Genomic DNA, 20,820 nt, shown 5'->3' with positions numbered 1-20,820 from the left:
CAGGCATGCTATCGATTTTTGAATACCGACCGAATATACATTATCGGCATTGATTCTGAAACACCGACGAAATAGTCAACAAGTAAGACAACAATGCAAAGCCCGAACATGATGACAAACACAAAAAGAACAAGCGCCTTCCCAAGGCGCGGAGAGGACTTGAAAGCGGCAGGCTGCGCGACATCGACTACAATAATAGTCGGAAAATCTTTGATTGACTCAATGCGGGCCAGCTCAAGCTGCGCACCCATGTTGCTGTAAAGAGACTCATAGAAATTGACGTTTCTCTGCAGTTTATTCAGTCTAAGTTCCAATGTTGGTGAGTCACGACGGACTTGGTTTTCCTCAAGAAACACCCGCAGTTCACTCTCGGCGTCCTCTAACTTGCCGGCAATCTCCTCATACCGTTTGTCAATAAACTCATATTGATCAATCGCGTGCTGGGCTCGAATTCCGCGATTAAACTCTTCGACCTCTCTTACCAGGAAATTCGCCAACTCTGAGGCGATCTGCCTGTTTTCGAGTCGCACCTTTACCGTAGTCATTCCCGTTTTCGGATCAGTGGAAACTCGAAGTACTTTATTTCTTAGCCACTTCCTGCCGTAATACATCACCTCTTCGCGAGAAGAATGGTCTTTGGAAAATCGGTCCGCCAGACGCAGTGTGTCCCCATTGGCATCTACGAACTCTTCCATGATGGCTTTCTCCGCAACTACTCTGGATTCCAAAAAGCTACTATATAGCAGCGACGGGTCTGCCTTGCCGGCCGATACCGATACCCCAAACGACAAAGCAGCACTCTTCAATGCCCCCAACTGGCCCGAATCCGAGTCTCCCAGTACTCTCGACGACGGGATGAATGTCGACGAAGAGTCGTAGTTCTCAGGGGTCAAAAGCCAATACAATCCCGCAATTACTACAGCCGCGATGAATCCGAGCACCAGGATCAAGCGATATTTTGCAAATACTGCCACGACAGTAAGCAGTCCATACTTGTCGACATCACAAATAGAGACGGTTTCGCCCTGCATATCCATGCCATGCTCCCTATAACGACGGACAGATTCCGGGTTACCCCTCAATCCAGTCATTTCGTATTCTCGATCACCAACCACACCATCGCCAAAGAAGCCACGATCCCCGTGATGTCCCGGATCGTCTCGATCGTCGTCTTGCCTTCCGGCGGCGGCTCCAGCGGCACGATGATCGTCGAACCCGCGACCACCTCCGAGCCGCCCTTGTTCGGCAGCGACATCCCGTTCGGCCACACGACGCGGGTCTTGCCCTTGTCGGCCTTCTCGAGATAGCCGCCGGCGCGGTCCACGTAGTCGTTGATCTTCCGGCCCTCTTCCCACACCAGCGACGTCGGGAAGCCGACCTCGCCCACCACCTTCACCGTGAACATCTGGTCCGGGATCACGATCTCGTCGCCGTCCTGCAGGACGATGTCCCACTGGGAGCCGGGTTCGGCCAGGGCCCTGGCCAGGTCCAGAGCGATGTTCCCCACCCCGTCCTGCGCCCGCACCACGCGCGCGCCGACGACATAGGCGTCCGGCGTCAGGCCGCCCGCGCGCGCCAGCACCGAGCTCAGCCGCTCGTCCTTGCGCTCGAGGCTGAACAGGCCGGGATAGAACACCTCGCCGCGCACCGCCACCGTCTCCTGCATCTCCCACCAGGGCAGGCGCCGGATGGCGACGCGGTCGTACGGCGCGAGGGCGAAGCTCGCTTCGCGCGTCAGGAAGTCGTCGCCGAGGGCGACGGGGATGACCGTCGTGGTCTGGGCGGGGCGCTGGCTGGGATCGGGGTTGGTGACGGCGGCCACGTCGAGCCGCGAGACCTCCGCCCGCAGCAGGTTGGCGCCCTCCTTCAGGCCGCCGGCCTTGAGGATCAGGTCGCGCAGGGTCATGCCCGCACGGAAGTCCTCGCTCAGGGGGCGGTGCACCTCGCCCGTGATGTGGACCTGCGGCCGCTCCTGGATCTCCCAGCGCGCGAACACGTGCAGCACGTCCTGGGCCTGCAGCGCCGGCGGCGCCACCGCGCCGTCGAGCACGCCCTGCAGGGGCACGGCCACCGAGAGGAAGGTCTTGTCGGGGGTGGTGCGGTCGATGACGGCGCGCTCGGTCAGGGCGTCGGGCCAGAGGCCCTCGGCGGCCTGGAGCAGGTCGCTGACGGTCATGCCGTCGCGGTACTCGTAGCGGCCGGGGCGCTTCACGTGGCCGCGCACCTCGACCCAGTTCTCGAGGCGGTCGCCGATGTCGTCGACGGTGACGACGTCGCCGTCGAGGATGGCCACCGGCTCGCCGTCGGCGGCGCGCATGCGCGCCGCGTCGTAGGCGACGTCGAGGAAGACCTTGTCCGGCTGGCCCGCCCGCCGCAGGGCCGGCGGCAGGATGCGCTCGATGCGGATCACCTCGGGGGCGGCCGTGGCGCCGAAGCCGCCCGCGTAGCGGATGAGCTGGGCCAGCGACTCGCCGGCCACCAGCTCGTAGTACATGGGGCGACGCACGCCTCCGGTCACCTGCACGGCAGGCCCGCGGTCGCCGATGAAGACCGTGTCGCCCTCCTGCAGGGTGATGTCCTGGGCGCGGCTGCCGCCCAGCAGGTAGTCGTAGAGGTCGAAGGTGCCCACCGTTTCGCCGCCGCGCACGACTTCGACGGCGCGGTAGGTGCCCAGGTCGGTGGGGCCGCCGGCCGCGTACAGGGCCGTCAGCACCGTCGAGACCGAGCTCAGTTCGTAGGAGCCGGGGCGCACCGCGTTGCCCACCACGAAGACGCGGATGGCGCGCAGATGGCCGAGGGTGACCTCGACGAAGGTGCCCGCCCCGTCGCCCTTGGCGTTGCCGTCGACGGCGATGCTGCTGTGGATCGAGGCCAGGCGCTCGCGGATGGCCTGATCGACCGCGGCCAGGGTGCGCCCGGCGCAGGCCACCTTGCCCACGCGCGGCAGGATGATCGAGCCGTCGCGGTCGACGACGCGGGTCAGCTGCAGGTCGACGTCGCCCCACACGTTGATGACGACCTCGTCCCCCACGCCCAGGCGGTGGTCGGGGCTGACGGGGCCGAAGCTGGGCGGCGTGAAGACGCCGGCGTCGAGATGGAAGAAGTCCTCGCCGAAGAAGCGGGGGCCGGTGCCGCCGGCCGCGGCCGCTTCGGTGAGGTCGGCCAGGAGAGCCTCGTCGGCCAGCTCGCGGCCGTAGGGCAGCACGACCTCGGCGTCGGTGTCGCGGAAGCGGTCGGCGGCCGCGGCGGCCGCGCCGCCCGCCCGCGTGTCGTCGATGCCGGCGAGGGAGGTGCGGCCGGGCTCGGAGGCCGCATCCTCGGTCGTCGCCGGGGCCTCGGCCTTCTGCTGCTGGTAGCGCCGCAGCAGCTCCTCCTTGCTCAGCCCCGTCTGCCGCGAGGCGGCCTCGAGCATCTCGGGCGTGAACTCCTGGGCGGTGGCGACGGCCGCCGCCAGAAACAGGAAGAGGCCGCACACCACCGCGCACGGGTGACGCAACGACCTGGGAGACAGCCGGTTGGCAGATGTCATGGTGGGGCCCTCCTTGGCCCGGGTCCGGATGGCGTCCGGCACGGAAACGGCGGAACCGCGGGGATTCCTTAGGGCATTATCCGGCACGGTCCGGGGCCGGTCAAGGCCCGAACCCGCGCTGCGGCAGCGATTTCTTCCTTCCCCCGGCGGCGGCCCATGGCTTAGTTTTGCGGCATGAGCCAACCCAACGCCAAACTCCGCGCCGCCGTCGTCGGCACCGGCTACCTCGGACGCTTCCACGCCCAGAAGTACGCCGCCATGGACGACGTCGAGCTGGTGGCCGTCGTCGACGTCGACGAGGACCGCGCCCGCGCCGTCGCCGCCGAGTCCGGCGGCGAGGCCGTCACCGACCTGGCCGCCGTCCTCGACACGGTCGACATCGCCAGTGTCGTCGTGCCCAACATCCACCACTACGCCGTGGCCCGGCCCCTGCTCGACGCCGGGGTGCACGTCATGCTCGAGAAGCCGCTGACGAACACGCTGGCCGAGGCCGACGACCTGATCGACCTGGCCGCCGCCCGCGGCGTCGTGCTGCAGGCGGGCCACCTCGAGCGCTTCAATCCGGCCGTCGCCTTCCTGCGCGAACGCTCGCGCAAGCCGCTCTTCATCGAGGCCCACCGCCTCGGCGGCTTCAAGAACCGGGCGACCGATGTCGACGTGGTGCTCGACCTGATGATCCACGACATCGACATCGTGCTGGCCCTGGTCGGCAGCGAGGTGGCCGAGATCCGCGCCGCCGGCTACCGCGTGCTCACGCCGAACATCGACATCGCCAACGCCCGCATCCAGTTCGCCTCGGGCTGCGTGGTGAACCTCACCGCGAGCCGGGTCTCGCTGAAGGACATGCGCAAGATCCGCGTCTTCGAGGAGGGCCTCTACCTCTCGGCGGACTGCGCCACGCGCGAGAACGTGCTGGTGGCCGGCGACCCCAAGGCGGGTTTCGCGGGCGGCGTGCAGCCCGAACTGAAGAGCCACGGCCCGACCGACAACCTGAACGAGGAGCTGCTGGCCTTCGTGCGGGCGGTGCGGGGCCACGCGCCCGTGCCGGTGAGCGGCGCCGAGGGGCGGGCCGCCCTCGCGGTGGCCATCGCCGTCAACGAGGCCATCCGCTCCACCCTCGACGCGCCCGGGCAGCCCGGCGTCGGCACCTAGTCCACCGCGTCAGTCCAGGGGCAGGTCGTAGCCGATGGCGAAGGCGCCGTCGACATGCGCCTTGCCCGGGTAGACCAGGTAGGTGAATGCCACCGTGGTCCGGTGCTCCGGCCCGACGGCCACCCCGATGGCGAAGGGGATGTGGAACAGCAGGCCCGACCCGCGGTCGTCGTCCGGGTAGCCCCGTTCCGAGACGATCCGCCCCGCCGAGAACCCCGCCCCCAGCTCGAGGAACGGACCCAGGTAGGGAATGGGAACCATGATGCGCACCTTGCCGCCGGCCTGGACGGTGGTCGCGGAGATGTCGCACGGGAAGTCGCCCGGCGGGCACGACGAGGCGCGGGTGCCGGTGGCCACGAGTCCGGCGTAGAGCTGGGGCTGGGCGCCGGTGTTCCGGCGCCACACCTTGGCCGCCTCGAGGAAGACGCCCAGTCCGTAGGGTTCGTCGTTGTCGTTGTGGCCGCTCGGAGCCAGGCTCAGGCCCGGCCCGGCCAGGATGCGCAGCCCGCGTTCCGACGGCGCCGGCGCCTTCCCGTCGCTGGCCGCCAGGGCGCTGTCGGTCGGCGCCGGTGCGAATTCGTACTGCGCGATGGCCGCGCCTGCGGCCACCAGGTTCAACGCCCCGCCCAGCAGCAGCCCGGCCGCCAGGATGCCCGTCCGTCCCGTCCGCTTCACGTCGTCCCCCTTGGTTCAGGTTCTCCTCAACCGGCCGCGCGGCCGCCGCCGAGCAGCCCGCGGTCCGCCAGGGCGGCGTGCAGCCCCGCCATCCGCTGCCGCCAGGTGTGCTCGGCCGTCACCCGTGCGTAGCCCCGCGCCGCCCGCGCCTCGCCCTCGGCCGGATCGGCCAGGGCCGCCGCCAGGGTTTCGCGCAGGCTGGCCCGGTCGCCCACCTCGAACAGCCATCCGGCCGGCTCGGCGCCGCCCAGCAGGAGCTCGGTCTGCGGCTGGCGCGCCGCCACGATGGGCCTTCGTGCGCACATGTACTCGTAGAGCTTGATGGGCGACTGGAAGAAGTTGGCGCGCGTGGTGGTGTGCACCAGGACGTCCATGGTCGCCAGCAGGTCGGGCACCCTGTCGAAGGCGACCGGGCCGTGGAAGACCACGTCGCGGCCCCGGTCGGGCGAGCCCTCGAGCACGGGACGCAGGGGCCCCTCGCCCAGGAAGTGCAGCCGCAGGTCGGGGAAGTCGGCCTCCAGCTCCCGGTGGACGGCGAGCAGGTCTTCCAGGCCGTAGGCGGGTTTGAGCACGCCGCAGTAGGCCAGCGCACGGCCGGCGCCCGGGGCCGCGCTCGCCGGCGCGGGCGCGGGGAAGCGGCTCGGCTCGACGCCGTTGGGGATCACGACGCAGCGCGCGGCCGCGTCGGGCCCCATGAGGCGGGCCACGTCGTCGCGCAGACGCTCGGAGACGCAGAGGATCAGGTCGGCGGCCAGGAAGGCGCGGCGCTCGAGCCGACCGTACAGCCGCCACGCCGCCCCCGGCAGCTGGGCGGCGAAGCTGTTCAGCTCGAGCACGAGGGGCGTGCGGCCGAGGGCGGCGCGCGTGGCCGGCACGAAGGGGGCGTACTGCACCGAGTAGCGCATGTAGGCGTAGTCGAAGCCGGGGCCGCGCCCGGTCTCCCCCACGGTCTCCGTCACGGTGTTCCTGACGGCGGCGACGAAGCGGCGGCTCCAGAGCAGGCGGCCGGCCTTGCCGCCGGATGCGCAGGGGTGCACCCGCCAGTCGGCCTTCGGCTCGGCGGCGCCGCCGGGCCGCTCCTCGCTGAGCACCGTCAGCGCCGCACCGCCGGCGAGCAGGGCGTCCATGACCCCGTGGGCGTGGGCCACGCAGCCGCCGATGCCGCCGAGCTGGCTGTAGAAGCGCGGCACCGGCAGCAGGTAGAGCACCGAGCGGGGCGTCGCGGTGGCGGCAGACGGCAAGGCTCGGCTCCTTCCCCGGACCGCGGCTCAGCGCCCGGCCAGGAACTCCTCGATCACGTCGATGATGCGCGGGCCGGTGTGGCCGTCCCACAGGTCGGGCACGCGGCCCTGCTTCCACTCGCCGGCGAGGATGCGCGCCACCTGGTCGGGCAGCGAATCGGGCGTGGCCAGCTCGTTGGTGCCCTCGGTGACGGTGATCGGCCGCTCGGTGTTGGGCCGCAGCGTCAGGCAGGGGATGCCGAGGTAGGTCGTCTCCTCCTGGATGCCGCCCGAGTCGGTGAGGATGAGCTGGGCGTGGGCCACGAGGTTCATGAACTCGTCGTAGCCGAGGGGGTCGATCAGCCGCAGGGTCGACTGGCCGAGCCCGCAGCGCGCGTCCAGGCCGTGTTCGGCGATCACCCGCCGCGTGCGGGGGTGCACCGGGAAGATCAGCGGCCGCGGCACGGCCACCAGCACATCGAGGATGCGGCGCAGCACGTCGGGGTCGTCGACGTTGGACGGCCGGTGCAGGGTGACCACGCCGTAGCCGCCCTTGGCCAGGCCCATCTTCTCGTAGGTGCCCTGGCTGCGCACCCGGTCCAGGGCATGCACCAGGCTGTCGATCATGATGTTCCCCACGAACCGGATGCGCTCGGCGGCGACGCCCTCGGCGCGCAGGTTCGCGTCGGCGTCGGGCGACGGGGTGAGCAGCAGGTCGGCCACCGCGTCGGTCATCAGGCGGTTGATCTCCTCGGGCATGCCCATGTCGCGGCTGCGCAGGCCGGCCTCCACGTGGGCCACCGGGATGTGCAGCTTCGCCGCCACGACCGTGGTGGCCATGGTCGCGTTCACGTCGCCCACGACGAGCACCAGGTCGGGCCGGCGCTGCAGGCACAGCTCCTCGAACTTGAGCATCACGCCGGCCGTCTGCTGGGCGTGGGTGCCGCCGCCGACGCCCAGGTGCACGTCGGGCTGGGGCAGGCCCAGGTCCTCGAAGAAGACGTCCGACATGTTCTTGTCGTAGTGCTGGCCCGTGTGGATCAGGACCGGCGTGAGCCGGTCGCGGCGGGCGTCGATGGCCCGCCAGATGGGGGCGATCTTCATGAAGTTCGGGCGCGCGGCGGCGATGAGGAAGATCTGCTTCACGTCTGGCACCTGCGGTTCGGGGAGCGGGCGAAAACTCCGCTCCAAGATACAGGACGGGGCGGGAAAGGCCAGCAGGTTTCAGGCGGCCGGGGGCCCTGCGGCGGCCCCGGTCGCCGCGGGCCCGGCGGTGCGGCCGAGGGCCGTGCCCAGGATCGCCAGGTACAGCACCATGGCCTCGGCGTCGCCGAAGTACCACTCGGTCAGGCCGGCGACCGCGAAGCCGGCCCACACCCCCACGCCGCCCAGCAGCCAGGCGGCCAGGGCGGGATCGGCCCCGCCGCCGCGCACCTCGTCGCGCCAGCGGCGCACCAGCAGCAGCAGCGGCACCAGCAGGTACAGCGAGGCGAGCAGGAATCCCGGCACGCCCCAGATCGCCGCCAGCATCACCGGGTTGCTGTGGAGGTGGCCGTGGAAGGTCGTGTCGGCGTCGCCGTAGTACCGCGGGCCCAGGGCCCGCAGGTCGCGGTCGCCGACGCCGGTCAGGGGCCGGTCCTTGACCATCTCCCAGCCGCCCCGCCACATCTCGAAGCGCGTGGCGAAGCCGCTGCTCTCGCCGAGCAGGGTCTCGGGCGCGATGCGGTGCCAGAGGCGGTCGGGCACGATGCGGCCACCGCTGCCGTAGACGGCACCGGTCAGCACCGCGACGACGGCCGCGAAGACCAGGAAGCGACGCGGGCGCGCCAGCAGCACCATGGCTCCCACCCCCGCCACCACGCCCATGAGCGCGCTGCGGGTCTGGGTGAGCAGCACCGCCAGGCCGAGCACCGCCGCCACGGTGATCAGCAGGGCCCGCCGGCGCCGGCCGCCGCCGCCCCGCACCACGAAGCCCAGGGCGACCAGGAAGGCCATCAGCATCAGGATGCCGTTGGTCATGGCGTTGACCGTGCCGATGAAGCGGTGCCGGAAGAGGCCGCCGTCGGCCACGAGCCCGCTGCCGATGCCCCACGCCGCCACCCCCACGGCGCCGCACGCGAGACCGCCGAAGAGGATCCAGCGGTGCCGCGGGCCGGTCGCCACGGCGAGGGTGACCCAGAAGGCCGTCAGCAGGAAGAAGCGGCGGAAGAAGACGAGGGACTGGTCGGGATCCGTGGACAGGGGCACCATGCCCAGGGCCCACACCGTGAGCGCGACGGCCGGCCACAGCGCGGGCGTCGCGGGCGGCCAGCGGCGCGTGGTGGCGCCCCGCAGCAGCAGCAGCAGCAGCGCCAGGCCCAGGCTGATCTGGTTGACGGCGATGGAGAAGCTCGCCGAGGCCAGCACGAGGGCGGCGAGCCCGGTCTGCCACGTGGCCCAGCGGCGCCACGCGAAGGGCGCGGCCGATCCGCCGGCTGCCCGTCCGCCGCCGATCATGGCGTCCCCGCCAGTCGCCGCATGAGCTCGAGGTAGCGCTCCCCGACGCCCCGCCGCGACGCGTGCGCGCGCACCCACTCGCTGCCCCGGGCGCCGTACGCCGCGCAGGCCTGCGGATCGTCGGCCAGGGCGCGGATGGCCGCCGCCAGCGCCGCCGGATCCTCGGGCCGGGCGAAGACGCCGGCCCGCGCCTGGTCGCACACCATCTCGCGGGCCACCCCGTCGATGGCCAGCAGCACCGGCCGCCGGCAGGCCATGTAGTCGAACACCTTGTTGGGGTAGACGGTGCGGAAGGTCGGGTTGTCCTGCAGCACGGCCGCCCCCACGTCGCACGCGTTGACGATCCCGGGCATGCGCGCCTTGGGCACGGCGCCGTGGAAGACGATGTTCGTCAACCCCGCGCGCGCCGCCTGCTCGGCGAGTCCGGCCCGCTCCGGCCCGTCGCCCACGCAGGCGATCAGGATGTCCGGCCGGTCGGCCAGCAGTTCGGCGGCCCCGACCAGCTGGTGCAGGGCATTGGCCTTGCCGTGGGCGCCGGCGTACATGACGACGAAGCGGTCGCCCCAACCCAGCTCGCGGCGCGCGGCGTTGTCCCGCGGGCCGGGCTGGAACAGGTCGAGGTCGGCGCCGTTGGGCAGCAGCGTGATCTTCTCCGCCGGTGCGAGGCCGCGGTCGGCGATGTCCCGGGCGAAGGCCGGCGTCAGCACCGAGACGTGATCGGCCCTGCGGTAGGCCCAGGCCTCGAGTCGGTAGAGCAGGCGGGTCAGCAGGGCCTTCTCGCGCAGCACGCCGGTCGTGACCGCGCTCTCGGGCCACAGGTCGCGCACCTCGAAGATCCACTGCGGGCGCCGGCCCCGCCGGCGCGAGGCCAGCCAGCCGGGGATCGCCGTCACCAGGGGCGGCGAGGTCGCGACGACCACGTCGACGGCGCCGAGGCGCGGCACCGCGGCCGTCGACGAGAAGATGAAGCCCAGGAAGGCCCACATGCGGCCGAGATACCCCCTGGCGTAGGTGGTCGGCACGTGGCAGCGCAGCACGCGCACGTCGCCGTCGCGCTCCTCGGTCACCAGGCGGCGGCGGTAGCGCGCGGGCGCCTGGCCGGTGGCGTAGTCCACGGTGCCGGCGATCACCGTCACCTCGCAGCCCGCGGCCGCCCACTGGGCGGTCATCTCGTTGAAACGCGAGCCGCCCGACGCGCCGGGCAGCAGGTAGTACTGGTGAATCACCGCGATCTTCATGAGGCGTCCGTCTCCGCTCCGTCGGGCTCCGCCGCCGCCAGGGAGGCGGCGAAGGCGGCCAGGTCCCCGGCCGGGCCCACCCAGGTCAGGAAATCCGCGCCCGAGCCCGACGCCGTCACGGCCAGCGACCAGGCCGGCGCCATCTCCGCGTAGTTCGGCGACCACAGGCCCCGCGGCAGGTCGCCCCGCGCCCGCACCTGGTCGCGCCGCTGGCAGGAACCGCCCCACACCCGCAGGGCCCAGGTCGAGCCGTCGGGCAGGGTGAAGGCGAGGTCCGCGTCCGGCACGTCGGCCAGGGGCAGGTCGGCCACGAGCCAGTGCAGCCGGATCTCGGCCTCCCGGTCGCCCCCCTGGACGTCGTCGAACACGATCAACGCCTGCCCCCGCAGCCGCACGGTGCGGTGATGCCGGAACGGGAGATAGGCCCGATGCCTCCCCGCAGCGGCGACCTCGCCCGGTCCGGCCTCCACCGGCACGCTCTCGCCGTGCACCCATTCGTGCCACAGGAAGCGGTCGCCGCGCCGCATCTGGTCGGCCCCGTCGATGGTGATCGTGTTGTGGGCGGCCGTGCCGGCGAAGTACCCGCGCAGGTGCGCCGGCAGATTGTAGCCGCAGGTGCCCGGATCCAGCAGCAGGTTCGTGCCGCGGGCCCAGAAGTCCACGTGCAGCATGTCGGCCTCGACCGGCCGGTGCCGCTGCTCGCCGCAGCGGAACAGGGCCATGGTGCGGTCGCCGCGCAGCACCGTCAGGCCGCCGTCGGGGAAGACCCGCACCGAAGGCGTCGCGGTCGCGTCGGGTGTCGCGCCTGTCGGCGCCAGATCGTCGGCGCCGAACCAGAACGCCTCCTCGCGCCAGGGCGCGGGCGCGTCGGCACCCGCTGCGGCCAGCCCCTCGCCCCCGAGCACGCGGTCCAGGGCGTGCAGGGCCGGACGGAAGTCGCGGTAGGCGCAGCCGGACCAGGGCAGCAGCAGCGTGCCGTCGTTGGGACCGTAGTTGGGCAGCTCGCCGCCGCGGCCGGCCAGCTGGGCGCGCAGCTGCCCGAGCAGCCGCCGCGCCGGATCGGCCACCGTCGGCGGTACCGCCCCCCCAGCCGCCTGCTCCAGACGCATGTCCCAGCTCAGCAGCTGCGCGACCAGCCGCGCGTAGTTGTTCGAATTCTGGACGTAGGTGCCGTCGGCGGCCACCTGCCAGTCCAGCTCGCGCGCCAGGCTCCGGCGGCCGTCGCGGCGCCAGCGCGCCGCCTCCGGCAGGAACGGCAGCAGCACACCCAGGGTGCGCAGCGCCACCGCCTCACTGATGGCGTGGTTGTTCTTCACGCAGTGCACCGCGTACCAGTTCACCGCCGCGATGTGCCGCCCGTGCTGGCGCAGGTGGGCGATCAGCCGGCCCTGCCGCGCCGGCGTCGAGGCCCGGGCGTCGCGCAGCGCATAAAGGCCGCAGAGCCAGGCCAGGGCCCGCAGCGACGTCTCCTGCCCGCAGCGCCACTGCGGACCGAGCTGCCACGGGTTCGCCTGTTGCCAGTCGGCCGTGAGCTGCCAGAAGGACTCGGCGTAGCGCTCGTCGCCGGTGGCCAGGAAGGCGCGGCCCAGGGTGAAGGCGAAACCGAAGCGCGACAGCTCCCACACGAACTTGATGTCGCCCCGGCGCGTCGTGAGGTCGCCGATGCGGGTCCAGTGCACGTCGCGCGGCCAGGGCTCCGTCTGCGACACGCCCTGGTGCCAGTCGGGCGGCGGTCCGTCGCTCCGCTCGCCCCCGAAGAACGGGTAGTGGCCGGACACGATGCGGTCGGCGCGGGCGACGAGGTCGTCGCGCCAGGCTGCGGGCAACGCCGCCGCGGTCGACGCCTCCGGGAGGAAGAATCTCCCGCCCTCGCGCCGCCAGAGTTCGCCCAGCCAGTCTCCGCTCGGGTCGTCGGCGCCGAGCTTCGCGGCCACGCTCGCCAGGGCGTCCTCGCCCGCGGGCAGCCGGCGCAGGAATCCCGACCGCAGCGCCGCCGCGTAGGCCGCGCGCCACACCGCCCAGCCCGGGCCGTACTCGGCCACCGTCGTCAGCAGGGTGCCGGGATTCATGCGCCGTCCTCCCCCCGCACCCGGGCCGCCGCATGCAGGCCGGTGAAGACGAACAGCCAGTAGAAGCAGGCGAACTGGGGCGTGAGCAGAAGCCAGCTCGAGGTCAGGAACACCACGAGGAACCCGGCCAGCAGCGCCACGTACACCGCCCGCGCCGAGGCCGCCTCCGGATCGCCCCGCGGGTCCAGGCGCCACAGCGACACCAGCGGCGCCACCAGGGCCAGCACGAAGGCCGCACCGGCGAGCAGGCCGTGCTCGGCCCACAGCCACAGGTACATGTTGTGGGGCTCCATGGCCGAGATGTGCATGCCGATGGGCTTCTCCATGATGCGCGCGTCGAGGGGCGAAGCCTTGACCCACGTGGTCCGGATCTCGGTGTAGACCCGCCCCGGCCCGTGCCCGACGAGGGGCCGCTCGCGCCCCAGTTCGATGGCCGCCAGGGCGCTCTCGGCGCGCCGGCTCGTGCTCTGGTCGGCCGTCTTCAGGAAGCGGCCGAAGCTGACCTGTCCCGTCACCACCGACCAGCCCACGATGACCAGCAGGATCACCGCCGGCAGCCCGGCCACCCGCCGGAAGTCGCCCCAGCGCCGCACCAGCCCCCAGTAGAGCACGTTGAAGATCACCAGGAAGATCATCACCGCCCGCGACGCCGTGAACAGCAGCGACGCCACCGACACCGCCACGATGAACCGGTGCAGGCCGCTGCGCCGCACCACGGCCTCGTGCAGGGCGAAGCCGGCGGCCGCGATCACGAGGCAGCCCGTGAGGATCGTGCTGCCCAGCGGCGACCAGCCGCGCACGAAGCCCTCGAAGCCGCCGAAGTCGTTGGTCAGTCCCCAACCCAGCAGGTTGCGGAACAGGCCGGGCAGCAGGGCCGAGACGACCATGATCGAAGGCGTGACCACCCCCAGGGGCAGGATGAACTGCCGCCGCAGTGCCGCCGGCTCCCGCGCCGGCGCCCGCACCAGCTCCACCAGCACCCACGCCAGCAGCGGCGGCGTCAGGGTGATCACGATGACCTGCACGGCGCCCGGCACGCCGTCCAGACCGCCGTTGACCACGCCGCTCAGCAGGGTCAGTACGGCGTAGAAGCCGAGGAAGGGCAACGGCAGGGCGAGGCTGCGGGAGAGCGGGCGTCCGTCGAGGCCCCGCACCACCAGCAGCACCGCGAGCAGCGCCAGCAGGTACAGGTGCAGCCCCGCCAGGGGGAAGCGGTCGATCCACACCGTGGCCAGGCCGTTGAAGCGCGAGAGGAAGAACACGAGGCTGAAGCTGAAGCCGAGCAGCAGGACGTCCCGCTGCACGAGCGGGTACTGCCGCAGGTACACGAGCGTGCCCCCGGCCAGCAGCAGGAAGACGATCAGGAACGCCAAGGGCACCTCCTTCCCGGCGCGGGTCGCCTCACGCGTCGCGCCCCCTGAGCTGGGCCCAGCGCCGTCGCGCCGCCCGCCACTCGCCCCGCAGTTCGCCCAGCGCGACGATCGCCGCGCCGTACGCCACGACCCCCGTCGCCACACCGGCCACCAGACCCGGCACCCCGTCGAGCGCCGACAACCGGCCGACCAGGAGCACCGCGGCGGCCATGATCGCCGTGGCCAGGGCCACCCGTCCGGCCAGGCCGTAGGGCACGGTCTCGCGCGAGGGGCGCAGCCCCCACACCATGGTCGCGGCCAGCAGCAGCACGTTGGCCACCACCGCCGCCGCGGCCGCCGCCACGTAACCGTAGCGCGCCACGAGCACCGCCGAAAGGCCCAGGTTCAGGCCCCCCGCCACCAGCCCGATCACGGCCAGTCGCGTGGTCTCCTTGCGCACCATCAGCAGCATGGAGAAGTACTGGCTCAACCCGTAGGCGAACATGGAGATCGAGAGCAGCACGAGCACCGGGGCCGCCGGAGCGAACTCGGCGCCCGCCACCGTGCCCAGGATGGGACGGGCCAGCAGCGCGATGCCCGCCAGGGCCGGCACCGCACCGAGCAGGTAGTAGCGCAGTCCGTCGCGGACGATGGGCCCGATGGACTCCTGCCGTTCCCAGGCGTCGATGGCCAGCGGGTACAGTCCGAGCATGACGATCTGCTGGAAGATCCGCACCGGCGCGATGCCGATGTTGGCCGCCGCGGCGAACAGGCCGTTGCCCTCGGGCCCCTCGATCCAGAGCACCACGTACTGGTTGCCCATCATGCGCAGGGTGTTGGTCAGCAGCGACACCGCCAGCGGCAGGCCGAAGACGAGCAGTTCGCGCTGGGTGGCCCAGGAGAAGCGCGCCGGCCGCAGGTGCCCGAAGGCGCCGATGGTGCGCCACGACCACAGCCCCACCAGGGCCAGCCCCGCCACCCGGAACGCCATGTAGGAGTCGATCCCCCGGGCCAGGATCAGCAGGCCGGCCAGGGCCAGCAGGTGGCGCGACGCCGCCTGCAGTCCGCGCGACACCGTGAAGGCCACGGGCCGGTGTGTCGCCCGCAGCACCGCCTCGCCGGTGAGCGCCCCGGCCGAGACCGCGGCGTCGGCCAGCACCCACCAGAAGTAGAGGCCGACCACGGCGAGGCGCGTATCGACGAGCACTCCGCGCAGAGGCACGAGGAGCAGCACCGCGGCCGCGCCGGCGAGCAGCAGGCTCGCCGCGAGGTTGGTGTGAAAGCGGTCGAGGTCGCCCGCCATGGGCGTGCGGAAGCGGAGCGCGCTGGTCGAGACCCACTCCATGAAGACGTTCCGCACCATGCCGGCCGAGAGCAGCACCACCGCCAGCACGCCGTAGCCCTCGGTGCCGAGGGTGCGGGTCAGCACCGGCAGGGCGAGCAGCGACAGGGCGGGTTCCGCGAACCGCGACGGCGCGTACCGCAGCAGGGCGCCCGCCGCCCCCGTGCCGCGCCGCCCGCCGCCCGCTGCCTTGCCGTCGTCAGTCATGGGAGCCGAAGCGGTACATGATGGCCATGGGCACCGGCACCCGCCGGCGCCCGAGCAGGGGACGCACCAGGTTCTTCAGGCGGTGGTCGCGGAAGATCTCCCAGGTCCAGAAGGGGAACGCCGGGTACACCGCGCGCGCGTCCGGACCGATGGCGTCGTACGTCCCCTCGTCGTAGGCCCGCAGGTGCTCCTTCTTGAGCGGATGCTCCCGGTAGGGCACCACCACGTACAGCACCCGGCAGCGCTCGCGCAGGGCGCGGACCACGTCCTGGTCGTCGCTCACGTGCTCCATGGTGTGGGAGGTGACGATGATGTCGGCCGGGGGCAGGTTCGTGTGGTCGCCCTGGGCGAACTCGGCCACCTCGCCGTAGCGGGCGCGGCACTTGGCCACCGCGTCGCCCGAATGATCGACGCCCACGAAACGCGCCCCGGGCAGGGCCGCGCGGTACAGCGGGATCGCATCGCCGAGGGCGCAGCCGAAGTCCAGGACCGTGCCGTCGAAGCCGGCCGGGATGTGCCAGTGGTCGATGAAGGTGCGGGCGTAGGCCCGGGAATGGGCCCGGCCCCGCTTGTCGTCCCAGTCGCCCGAGCCGAAGCGCTCGTCCCAGTATTCGCGCGTGTTGATGTTGTCGTTCACTTCCGGTCCTTCGGCTCGAGCAGTCGCCCGTAGAGTTCCTTCAGGGTCAGGGCCGCCGCGGCGTCCCAGTGCAAGTGTCCGGCCGCGGCGAAGCAGTTGGCGCGGTAGCGCGCGTGGGCCTCCGCGTCGGCGCACACGGCGCCCACGGCCGCCGCCAGCGACGCGGGATCGTCCTCGGCGAAGACCTCGCCCACCTCGTGTTCGGCGAGGAACGCCCGGATCGGCGGCATGTCGCTGCCGATCATCGGCAGTCCGGCCGCCGCGTACTCGTAGAGCTTGTTGGGCGCGCAGTAGTAGTTGTTCCGGCAGGTGTTCCGGTAGGTGACGATGCCGGCGTCGGCCGAGCACGTGTACGGGAACAGCTCCTGCTGGGGCACCGGCGGCAGCACGAAGAAGCGGTCGGCGACGCCCGCCGCCGCCGCCACGGCCTCCAGTTCCGCACGGTAACCCGGCGCCCCGCCGCCGACCAGCACGAATCCGATGTGCGGCGGCAGCTTCGCCAGGGCCCGGGGCAGCAGTTCGAGGCCGCGGCCGGTCATGATCACGCCCTGGTAGAGCACGAGCTTCGTCAGGCCCCGCTCCCGGGCGCCGACCCGCTCGGCCAGCAGGGTCGATGGCGCGTACTCCTGCCGCAGGGGCATGTTCTCGATGACCGTCGGCCGGAAGGGCGCGCCGTACTCCTCCGCCATGATCCGGGCCCGGTCGGCGTTGCAGGCCACGATGGCGTCGCAGCTCTTCATGATGCGGGTCTCGATGGCGCCCAGGCCGCGCCAGTACCAGGCCCCGCCGTGGGCGGTGTCGCGATAGAGTTCGTGGGCGTCGTACAGGAGCCGCGCCCCCGTGGCCTTCCGGATCGCCCGCCCGATGGGCAGCGCCCCGAGTTCGTGGGCATGCACGACGTCCGGCCGGAACGCCACGCCGATCCGACGCAGCTCGCGGTAGATGCGGCCGTAGCGGGCCAGGTAGCCCGGGATGTTGCGGGGCAGGCGCGCGGTCCAGGCGAGATCGATCCAGCGCGCCGCGAACGGCCAGGCCGCGGCGGCCCCGGCCTGGTCCAGCTCGAAGCGGCGCCGCCACACGCCCACCAGCAGCACCTCGTGGTCCGCCGCGAGGGTGGTGGCCTCCTTCAGCACGCGCGCGTCGTAGATCAGCTCGTTCAGCACGAACATCAGCACCCGCGGGCGCCGCGCCCCGCCGGACCCGGTCATGATCCCGCCTCCGGCCCCGCGCCTGCCGTCCGCGCGAGGGCCTCCCGCGCCGCCTCCCGGTCGCGGCCGAGCTGGGCCGTCAGCTCGGCGACGCCCGCGAACTTCCGCTCGCCGCGCAGGCGCTCGATCCACTCGACCTTCACGTTGCGCCCCCGCAGGTGGCCGTCGAAGCCGAAGATGTTCACTTCGATGCGCGGTTCCGGCAGGCCGTCGCCGTGGAAGGTCGGCACGTAGCCGAAGTTGAGCATGCCCTCGTACACGGCCCAGTCGGCCGAGGCCGTGCTCAGCAGGTCGCCGTTCATGTCGACCTCGGGCAACGACTCCCGCACCCGCGCCAGCTCGCCCTCGCCCCCCTCGGGCGCCACGTCGCCCGGCACCTGCACGCGCACCGCGTACACGCCGGTCTCCGGCAGCAGCTTCAGCTCGTCCAGCGGCACCACGTTGGCCGTGGGGAAACCGATCTGCCGGCCGCGCCGGTCGCCGGGCACAACCTCGCCCCACAGGGCGTACGGCCGGCCGAGCATGGACGTCGCCCGCCGCATGTCGCCCGCCTGCACGGCCCGCCGGATGGCCGAGCTGCTGATCACGCCGGCGCCGTTCTCCACCGCCGGCAGCACCTCCATGGTGTAGCCCAGCTCGTCGCCGAGGGCGGCCAGCGTCGCCGCGGTGCCGCCCCGCTCCGCGCCGAGGTGCACGTCGTGTCCGGCCACCAGGTGCCTCATGCCCAGGTAGCCCACGAGGAACTTCTCCACGAATTCGCGATACCCCAGCCGCGACAGGGCCGGACAGAAGTCGGCCGCGACGATGACCTTGCACTCCGAGTCGTGCAGGACGCTCAGCTTCTCGCGCCAGGTGGTGAGCAGGAAGGGCTCCGGCCCGGGATCGAGCACGAGGCGCGGATGCTGCATGAAGGTGAACACGGCCCCGGCGGCCAGGCCCCGCTCCCGCCGGCTGGCCTGCACGGCGCGGATGAGCGCCATGTGCCCCCGGTGCAGGCCGTCGAAGCTGCCCAGGGTCAGGGCGCAGCTCTCCAGCAGCGGACCGCGCCGTCCGATGCGCCCGCCGATGAGCTCGTCGATGTATTCGGAGGTCAGTCGGATCAGTCGCACGTCACCGCTCCGTTCGGTCCGCGTCGGCGTCGTCCGCCGCGTTCGCCGGAATGCCCACGGCCAGGCGCGGGGCTCCCGTCTCCTCGTCGAGGCATCCCACCGCCACCAGCCCGCCGTCCGGACCGCAGATGCGGAACAGCCGCCCCTTGTCGCCGGCGTCGTACGGCGCGCCGTCGAGCCGCGGCAGCCACGCGCTCTCGGGCTGGCCCCCCAGCCGGATCCGCGCCGCCTCGTCGGCCGCCACCGCCAGGCGCGGCAGGTGCGGCAGGGCGGCTTCCAGCGGCCGCAGGCGCGACGCCAGGGCCGCGCCGTCCAGGTCCATCACGCCCGCCACGGCGTCGGCCACGTCGAAGGGTCCGATCGTCAGCCGCCGCAGGGCCGTCACGTGGCCCAGCGTGCCCGCGGCCTCGGCCACGTCCCGCGCCAGGGAGCGGATGTAAGTGCCGCTGCCGCACGCCACGTGCAGGTCGATGTCGGCCGTGTCGGCGCCCCACCGCGCGGCGGTCAGCGCCAGGGATGCGATGCGCACCGGGCGCGCCGCGGGCGCCGGAACATCCTTGCCCGATCGCGCCAGTTTGTAAAGGGGTTGGCCGTCGCGCTTGAGGGCGCTGACCAGGGGCGGCACCTGGTCGATCTCGCCGCGGAACCGGTCGAGCACGGCCGCCACCGCCTCCGGCCCCGCCGGCAGCGGCGCCGTCGCCGTCACCTCGCCGTCGGCGTCGAGGGAGTCGGTGGCCACACCGAGGCGCACCGTCGCGGCGTACGACTTGTCGAGGCCCAGCAGGAAGTGGGACAGGCGACTGCCCTTGCCCACGAGCACCAGCAGCAGGCCCGTGGCCAGGGGATCGAGGGTGCCCGCGTGGCCGCACTTGTAGCGCGGCGGCCGGGGACCGCCGCCCCGGCGGCGCCGCGGCGCCAGTTCCGGATGGGCGCGCACCAGCTCGCGGCGCACATGGTCGACCACCGCGAACGACGTCACGCCGGCCGGCTTGTCCACCAGCAGCAGGCCCCCGTGCACCGCGGCGGGCACGCTCACGACGCGAGGGTTCCGGTCAGTTCGGCCACGAGCTGCGCCGCGACCTCGTCCACGGCCCCCTCGATGGTGCAGCCGGCGGCCTTGGCGTGCCCCCCGCCCCCGTGCCGCGCCGCCACCTGCTGCACGTCGCCGGTGCGCGAGCGCAGCGAGACGCGCCAGGTGTCGTCGCCGATCTCCTTGAGGAAGGCCACGATCTCGACCCCGTCCACCGCCGTGGCGATGTTCACGAAGCCCTCGGTGTCGCCCATGGCCGCGCCTGTCTCGTCGAGCATGGCCCGCGTGGCGTGGGCCACCAGGATGCGCCCCTCGGCGTGGTAGGCGAACGTCTCCAGCACGCGCTGCAGCATGGCCACGCCCTCGCGCCGGTAGCGGTGCAGGGTCTGGCCCGACACCGCCGCCGTGTCGACCCCCAGCTCGCTCAGCCGCCGTGCGAACTCGAAGGTGAAGGGCACGGTGTTGCTGAAGCGGAAGCCGCCGGTGTCGGTCACCAGCCCGGCGTAGAGGTTCGTCGCCATGTCCAGGGTGAGGTCGAAGGGCGGGTCGTCGCCGTCGCCTTCGCCCAGGGACGTGATGACCTGGTGCACCAGCGTGCACGACGAGCACGCCCGCGCCTCGACCCAGCCCGGCTCCGGCGCCTTGCGGCCGCTCACCAGGTGGTGGTCGATGCACCAGCGGACGCTGAAGCGTTCGAGGGTCTCCTCGAGGGGGCCGCAGCGGTCGATGCGGTGGCAGTCCACCAGCAGCAGCGTGTCCGGACGCTCCTCGTCGAAGAGCTCGTCGGCGTCCTCGCAGTCGGTCACGTCGGCGAAGCCCGGCAGGTTCGTCAGCCCGATGGGCGGGTCGCAGTAGCCCATGACCCGCACCTCGCGCCCCATGGCCCGCAGGGCCTCGGCCATGGCCAGGGCGCTGCCCATGGCGTCCGGATCGGGATTGTGGTGCGGCACCACCCAGAAGCGCTGCCCCGCGCGCAGGCCGCGCAGCAGCTCGACCGGCGGTTCGATGTCGTCGAGGGTCAGGCGGCGCTTCTTCTCCTCCTCGGTGAGGAACTCGCCCTGGTCCTTCAGGTCGTCGAGCAGCGCCCCCATGTCGACGGCCTTGGCCACCGAGTCGTCGTGCACGAAGCGCAGGTCCGGCGCCGCGCGCAGGCCCAGGGTGCGCGACAGGCGGCTCTGCAGGAAGCCCTTGGCCTTCTTCAGCCCCTTGAGGCTCGTGGCCGGATCGGCCTCCTCCCCCATCACCGAGAAGAAGACCTCGGCCACCGAGTGGTCACGGTTCAGCTTCACCTGGTTGAGGGTCACGAAACCCACGCGCGGGTCCTTCACCGAGGTCTGGATGAGCTCGCTGAGGACCTCGAGGATGGCCTGGGTCACTTTGTTGCTCCGGTACGGATCCATGTTCGTCCTTGCTTCTGGCGGGGGCGCGGCTCTTCGCGTTCCCCCGCTTTCCCGGGGTCGGCGTCCACCGGCATCCTGCCGGTGGGCGCCTTGGCGCTGCGGCCCCTCCGCCCTCCTGGCTCCGGGGCCTCCGCGACACCCCGGGAAAACGGGGGA

At 72.0% G+C, this 20,820-nt stretch carries 16 protein-coding genes; 1 reads left to right on the top strand and 15 read right to left on the bottom strand.

Annotated elements, in window-relative coordinates:
- Positions 1 to 8 precede the first annotated feature (8 nt).
- Complete coding sequence (locus tag KDM41_07625) at positions 9 to 1,037, bottom strand: hypothetical protein (protein MCB1183287.1); 1,029 nt, start codon at positions 1,035 to 1,037, stop codon at positions 9 to 11.
- A 50-nt stretch (positions 1,038 to 1,087) separates the two neighbouring features.
- Positions 1,088 to 3,529 carry an SLBB domain-containing protein gene (locus KDM41_07620; GenBank protein MCB1183286.1) on the bottom strand — a complete coding sequence of 814 codons (2,442 nt, stop codon included), beginning with the start codon at positions 3,527 to 3,529 and terminating at the stop codon, positions 1,088 to 1,090.
- Between the two features lie 174 nt (positions 3,530 to 3,703).
- Here KDM41_07620 and KDM41_07615 point away from each other — a divergent pair, with 174 nt between their 5' ends.
- The gene (locus KDM41_07615) at positions 3,704 to 4,681 is read left to right on the top strand and encodes a Gfo/Idh/MocA family oxidoreductase (GenBank protein MCB1183285.1); all 978 of its coding nucleotides are present in this window, start codon (positions 3,704 to 3,706) and stop codon (positions 4,679 to 4,681) included.
- A 9-nt stretch (positions 4,682 to 4,690) separates the two neighbouring features.
- Here the strand turns inward: KDM41_07615 and KDM41_07610 are convergent, their stop codons facing one another.
- From KDM41_07610 to rbfA, 13 genes are all read right to left on the bottom strand, one after another.
- Complete coding sequence (locus KDM41_07610; GenBank protein MCB1183284.1) at positions 4,691 to 5,356, bottom strand: hypothetical protein; 666 nt, start codon at positions 5,354 to 5,356, stop codon at positions 4,691 to 4,693.
- Between the two features lie 26 nt (positions 5,357 to 5,382).
- Positions 5,383 to 6,597, bottom strand: a complete 1,215-nt coding sequence (locus KDM41_07605; protein MCB1183283.1) for a glycosyltransferase — start codon at positions 6,595 to 6,597, stop codon at positions 5,383 to 5,385.
- Between the two features lie 27 nt (positions 6,598 to 6,624).
- Positions 6,625 to 7,680 (bottom strand): UDP-N-acetylglucosamine 2-epimerase (non-hydrolyzing), encoded by a 1,056-nt coding sequence (gene wecB, locus KDM41_07600; protein MCB1183282.1) that lies wholly within the window; start codon positions 7,678 to 7,680, stop codon positions 6,625 to 6,627.
- A 120-nt stretch (positions 7,681 to 7,800) separates the two neighbouring features.
- A complete protein-coding gene (locus KDM41_07595) occupies positions 7,801 to 9,072 on the bottom strand; it encodes an O-antigen ligase family protein (GenBank protein ID MCB1183281.1) in 1,272 nt (423 codons plus the stop codon).
- Positions 9,069 to 10,310, bottom strand: coding sequence for a glycosyltransferase family 4 protein (locus tag KDM41_07590; protein ID MCB1183280.1), 1,242 nt, complete (start codon positions 10,308 to 10,310; stop codon positions 9,069 to 9,071). The genes KDM41_07595 and KDM41_07590 overlap by 4 nt, the downstream gene beginning before the upstream one ends.
- Positions 10,307 to 12,379: an alginate lyase family protein gene (locus KDM41_07585; GenBank protein ID MCB1183279.1), complete on the bottom strand. Its 2,073-nt coding sequence runs from the start codon at positions 12,377 to 12,379 to the stop codon at positions 10,307 to 10,309. The genes KDM41_07590 and KDM41_07585 overlap by 4 nt, the downstream gene beginning before the upstream one ends.
- Positions 12,376 to 13,752, bottom strand: a complete 1,377-nt coding sequence (locus tag KDM41_07580; GenBank protein MCB1183278.1) for an O-antigen ligase family protein — start codon at positions 13,750 to 13,752, stop codon at positions 12,376 to 12,378. Before KDM41_07580 ends, KDM41_07585 begins: the two co-directional genes overlap by 4 nt.
- A gap of 28 nt (positions 13,753 to 13,780) precedes the next feature.
- A complete protein-coding gene (locus KDM41_07575; protein ID MCB1183277.1) occupies positions 13,781 to 15,280 on the bottom strand; it encodes an oligosaccharide flippase family protein in 1,500 nt (499 codons plus the stop codon).
- Positions 15,273 to 15,917 (bottom strand): class I SAM-dependent methyltransferase, encoded by a 645-nt coding sequence (locus tag KDM41_07570; protein ID MCB1183276.1) that lies wholly within the window; start codon positions 15,915 to 15,917, stop codon positions 15,273 to 15,275. Before KDM41_07570 ends, KDM41_07575 begins: the two co-directional genes overlap by 8 nt.
- A complete protein-coding gene (locus KDM41_07565; GenBank protein ID MCB1183275.1) occupies positions 15,914 to 17,125 on the bottom strand; it encodes a glycosyltransferase in 1,212 nt (403 codons plus the stop codon). The genes KDM41_07570 and KDM41_07565 overlap by 4 nt, the downstream gene beginning before the upstream one ends.
- Positions 17,122 to 18,234, bottom strand: coding sequence for a bifunctional riboflavin kinase/FMN adenylyltransferase (locus KDM41_07560; GenBank protein ID MCB1183274.1), 1,113 nt, complete (start codon positions 18,232 to 18,234; stop codon positions 17,122 to 17,124). Before KDM41_07560 ends, KDM41_07565 begins: the two co-directional genes overlap by 4 nt.
- A gap of 1 nt (position 18,235) precedes the next feature.
- Positions 18,236 to 19,270, bottom strand: a complete 1,035-nt coding sequence (gene truB / locus KDM41_07555; protein MCB1183273.1) for a tRNA pseudouridine(55) synthase TruB — start codon at positions 19,268 to 19,270, stop codon at positions 18,236 to 18,238.
- Complete coding sequence (gene rbfA, locus KDM41_07550) at positions 19,267 to 20,640, bottom strand: 30S ribosome-binding factor RbfA (protein ID MCB1183272.1); 1,374 nt, start codon at positions 20,638 to 20,640, stop codon at positions 19,267 to 19,269. Before rbfA ends, truB begins: the two co-directional genes overlap by 4 nt.
- Positions 20,641 to 20,820 lie beyond the last annotated feature (180 nt).

The organism is bacterium (genome assembly GCA_020440705.1).
Taxonomy (GTDB): domain Bacteria; phylum Krumholzibacteriota; class Krumholzibacteriia; order LZORAL124-64-63; family LZORAL124-64-63; genus JAGRNP01.
This window is presented reverse-complemented; position numbering and strand designations above follow the sequence as displayed.

Excerpts from the sequence above, each read along its gene's own strand:
- wecB (MCB1183282.1), bottom strand. The coding sequence starts at position 7,680 with ATGAAGATCGCCCCCATCTGGCGGGCCATCGACGCCCGCCGCGACCGG.
- KDM41_07625 (MCB1183287.1), bottom strand. The coding sequence starts at position 1,037 with ATGGATATGCAGGGCGAAACCGTCTCTATTTGTGATGTCGACAAGTAT.
- KDM41_07565 (MCB1183275.1), bottom strand. The coding sequence starts at position 17,125 with ATGACCGGGTCCGGCGGGGCGCGGCGCCCGCGGGTGCTGATGTTCGTG.
- KDM41_07620 (MCB1183286.1), bottom strand. The coding sequence starts at position 3,529 with ATGACATCTGCCAACCGGCTGTCTCCCAGGTCGTTGCGTCACCCGTGC.
- KDM41_07595 (MCB1183281.1), bottom strand. The coding sequence starts at position 9,072 with ATGATCGGCGGCGGACGGGCAGCCGGCGGATCGGCCGCGCCCTTCGCG.
- KDM41_07585 (MCB1183279.1), bottom strand. The coding sequence starts at position 12,379 with ATGAATCCCGGCACCCTGCTGACGACGGTGGCCGAGTACGGCCCGGGC.
- KDM41_07615 (MCB1183285.1), top strand. The coding sequence starts at position 3,704 with ATGAGCCAACCCAACGCCAAACTCCGCGCCGCCGTCGTCGGCACCGGC.
- KDM41_07575 (MCB1183277.1), bottom strand. The coding sequence starts at position 15,280 with ATGACTGACGACGGCAAGGCAGCGGGCGGCGGGCGGCGCGGCACGGGG.
- KDM41_07590 (MCB1183280.1), bottom strand. The coding sequence starts at position 10,310 with ATGAAGATCGCGGTGATTCACCAGTACTACCTGCTGCCCGGCGCGTCG.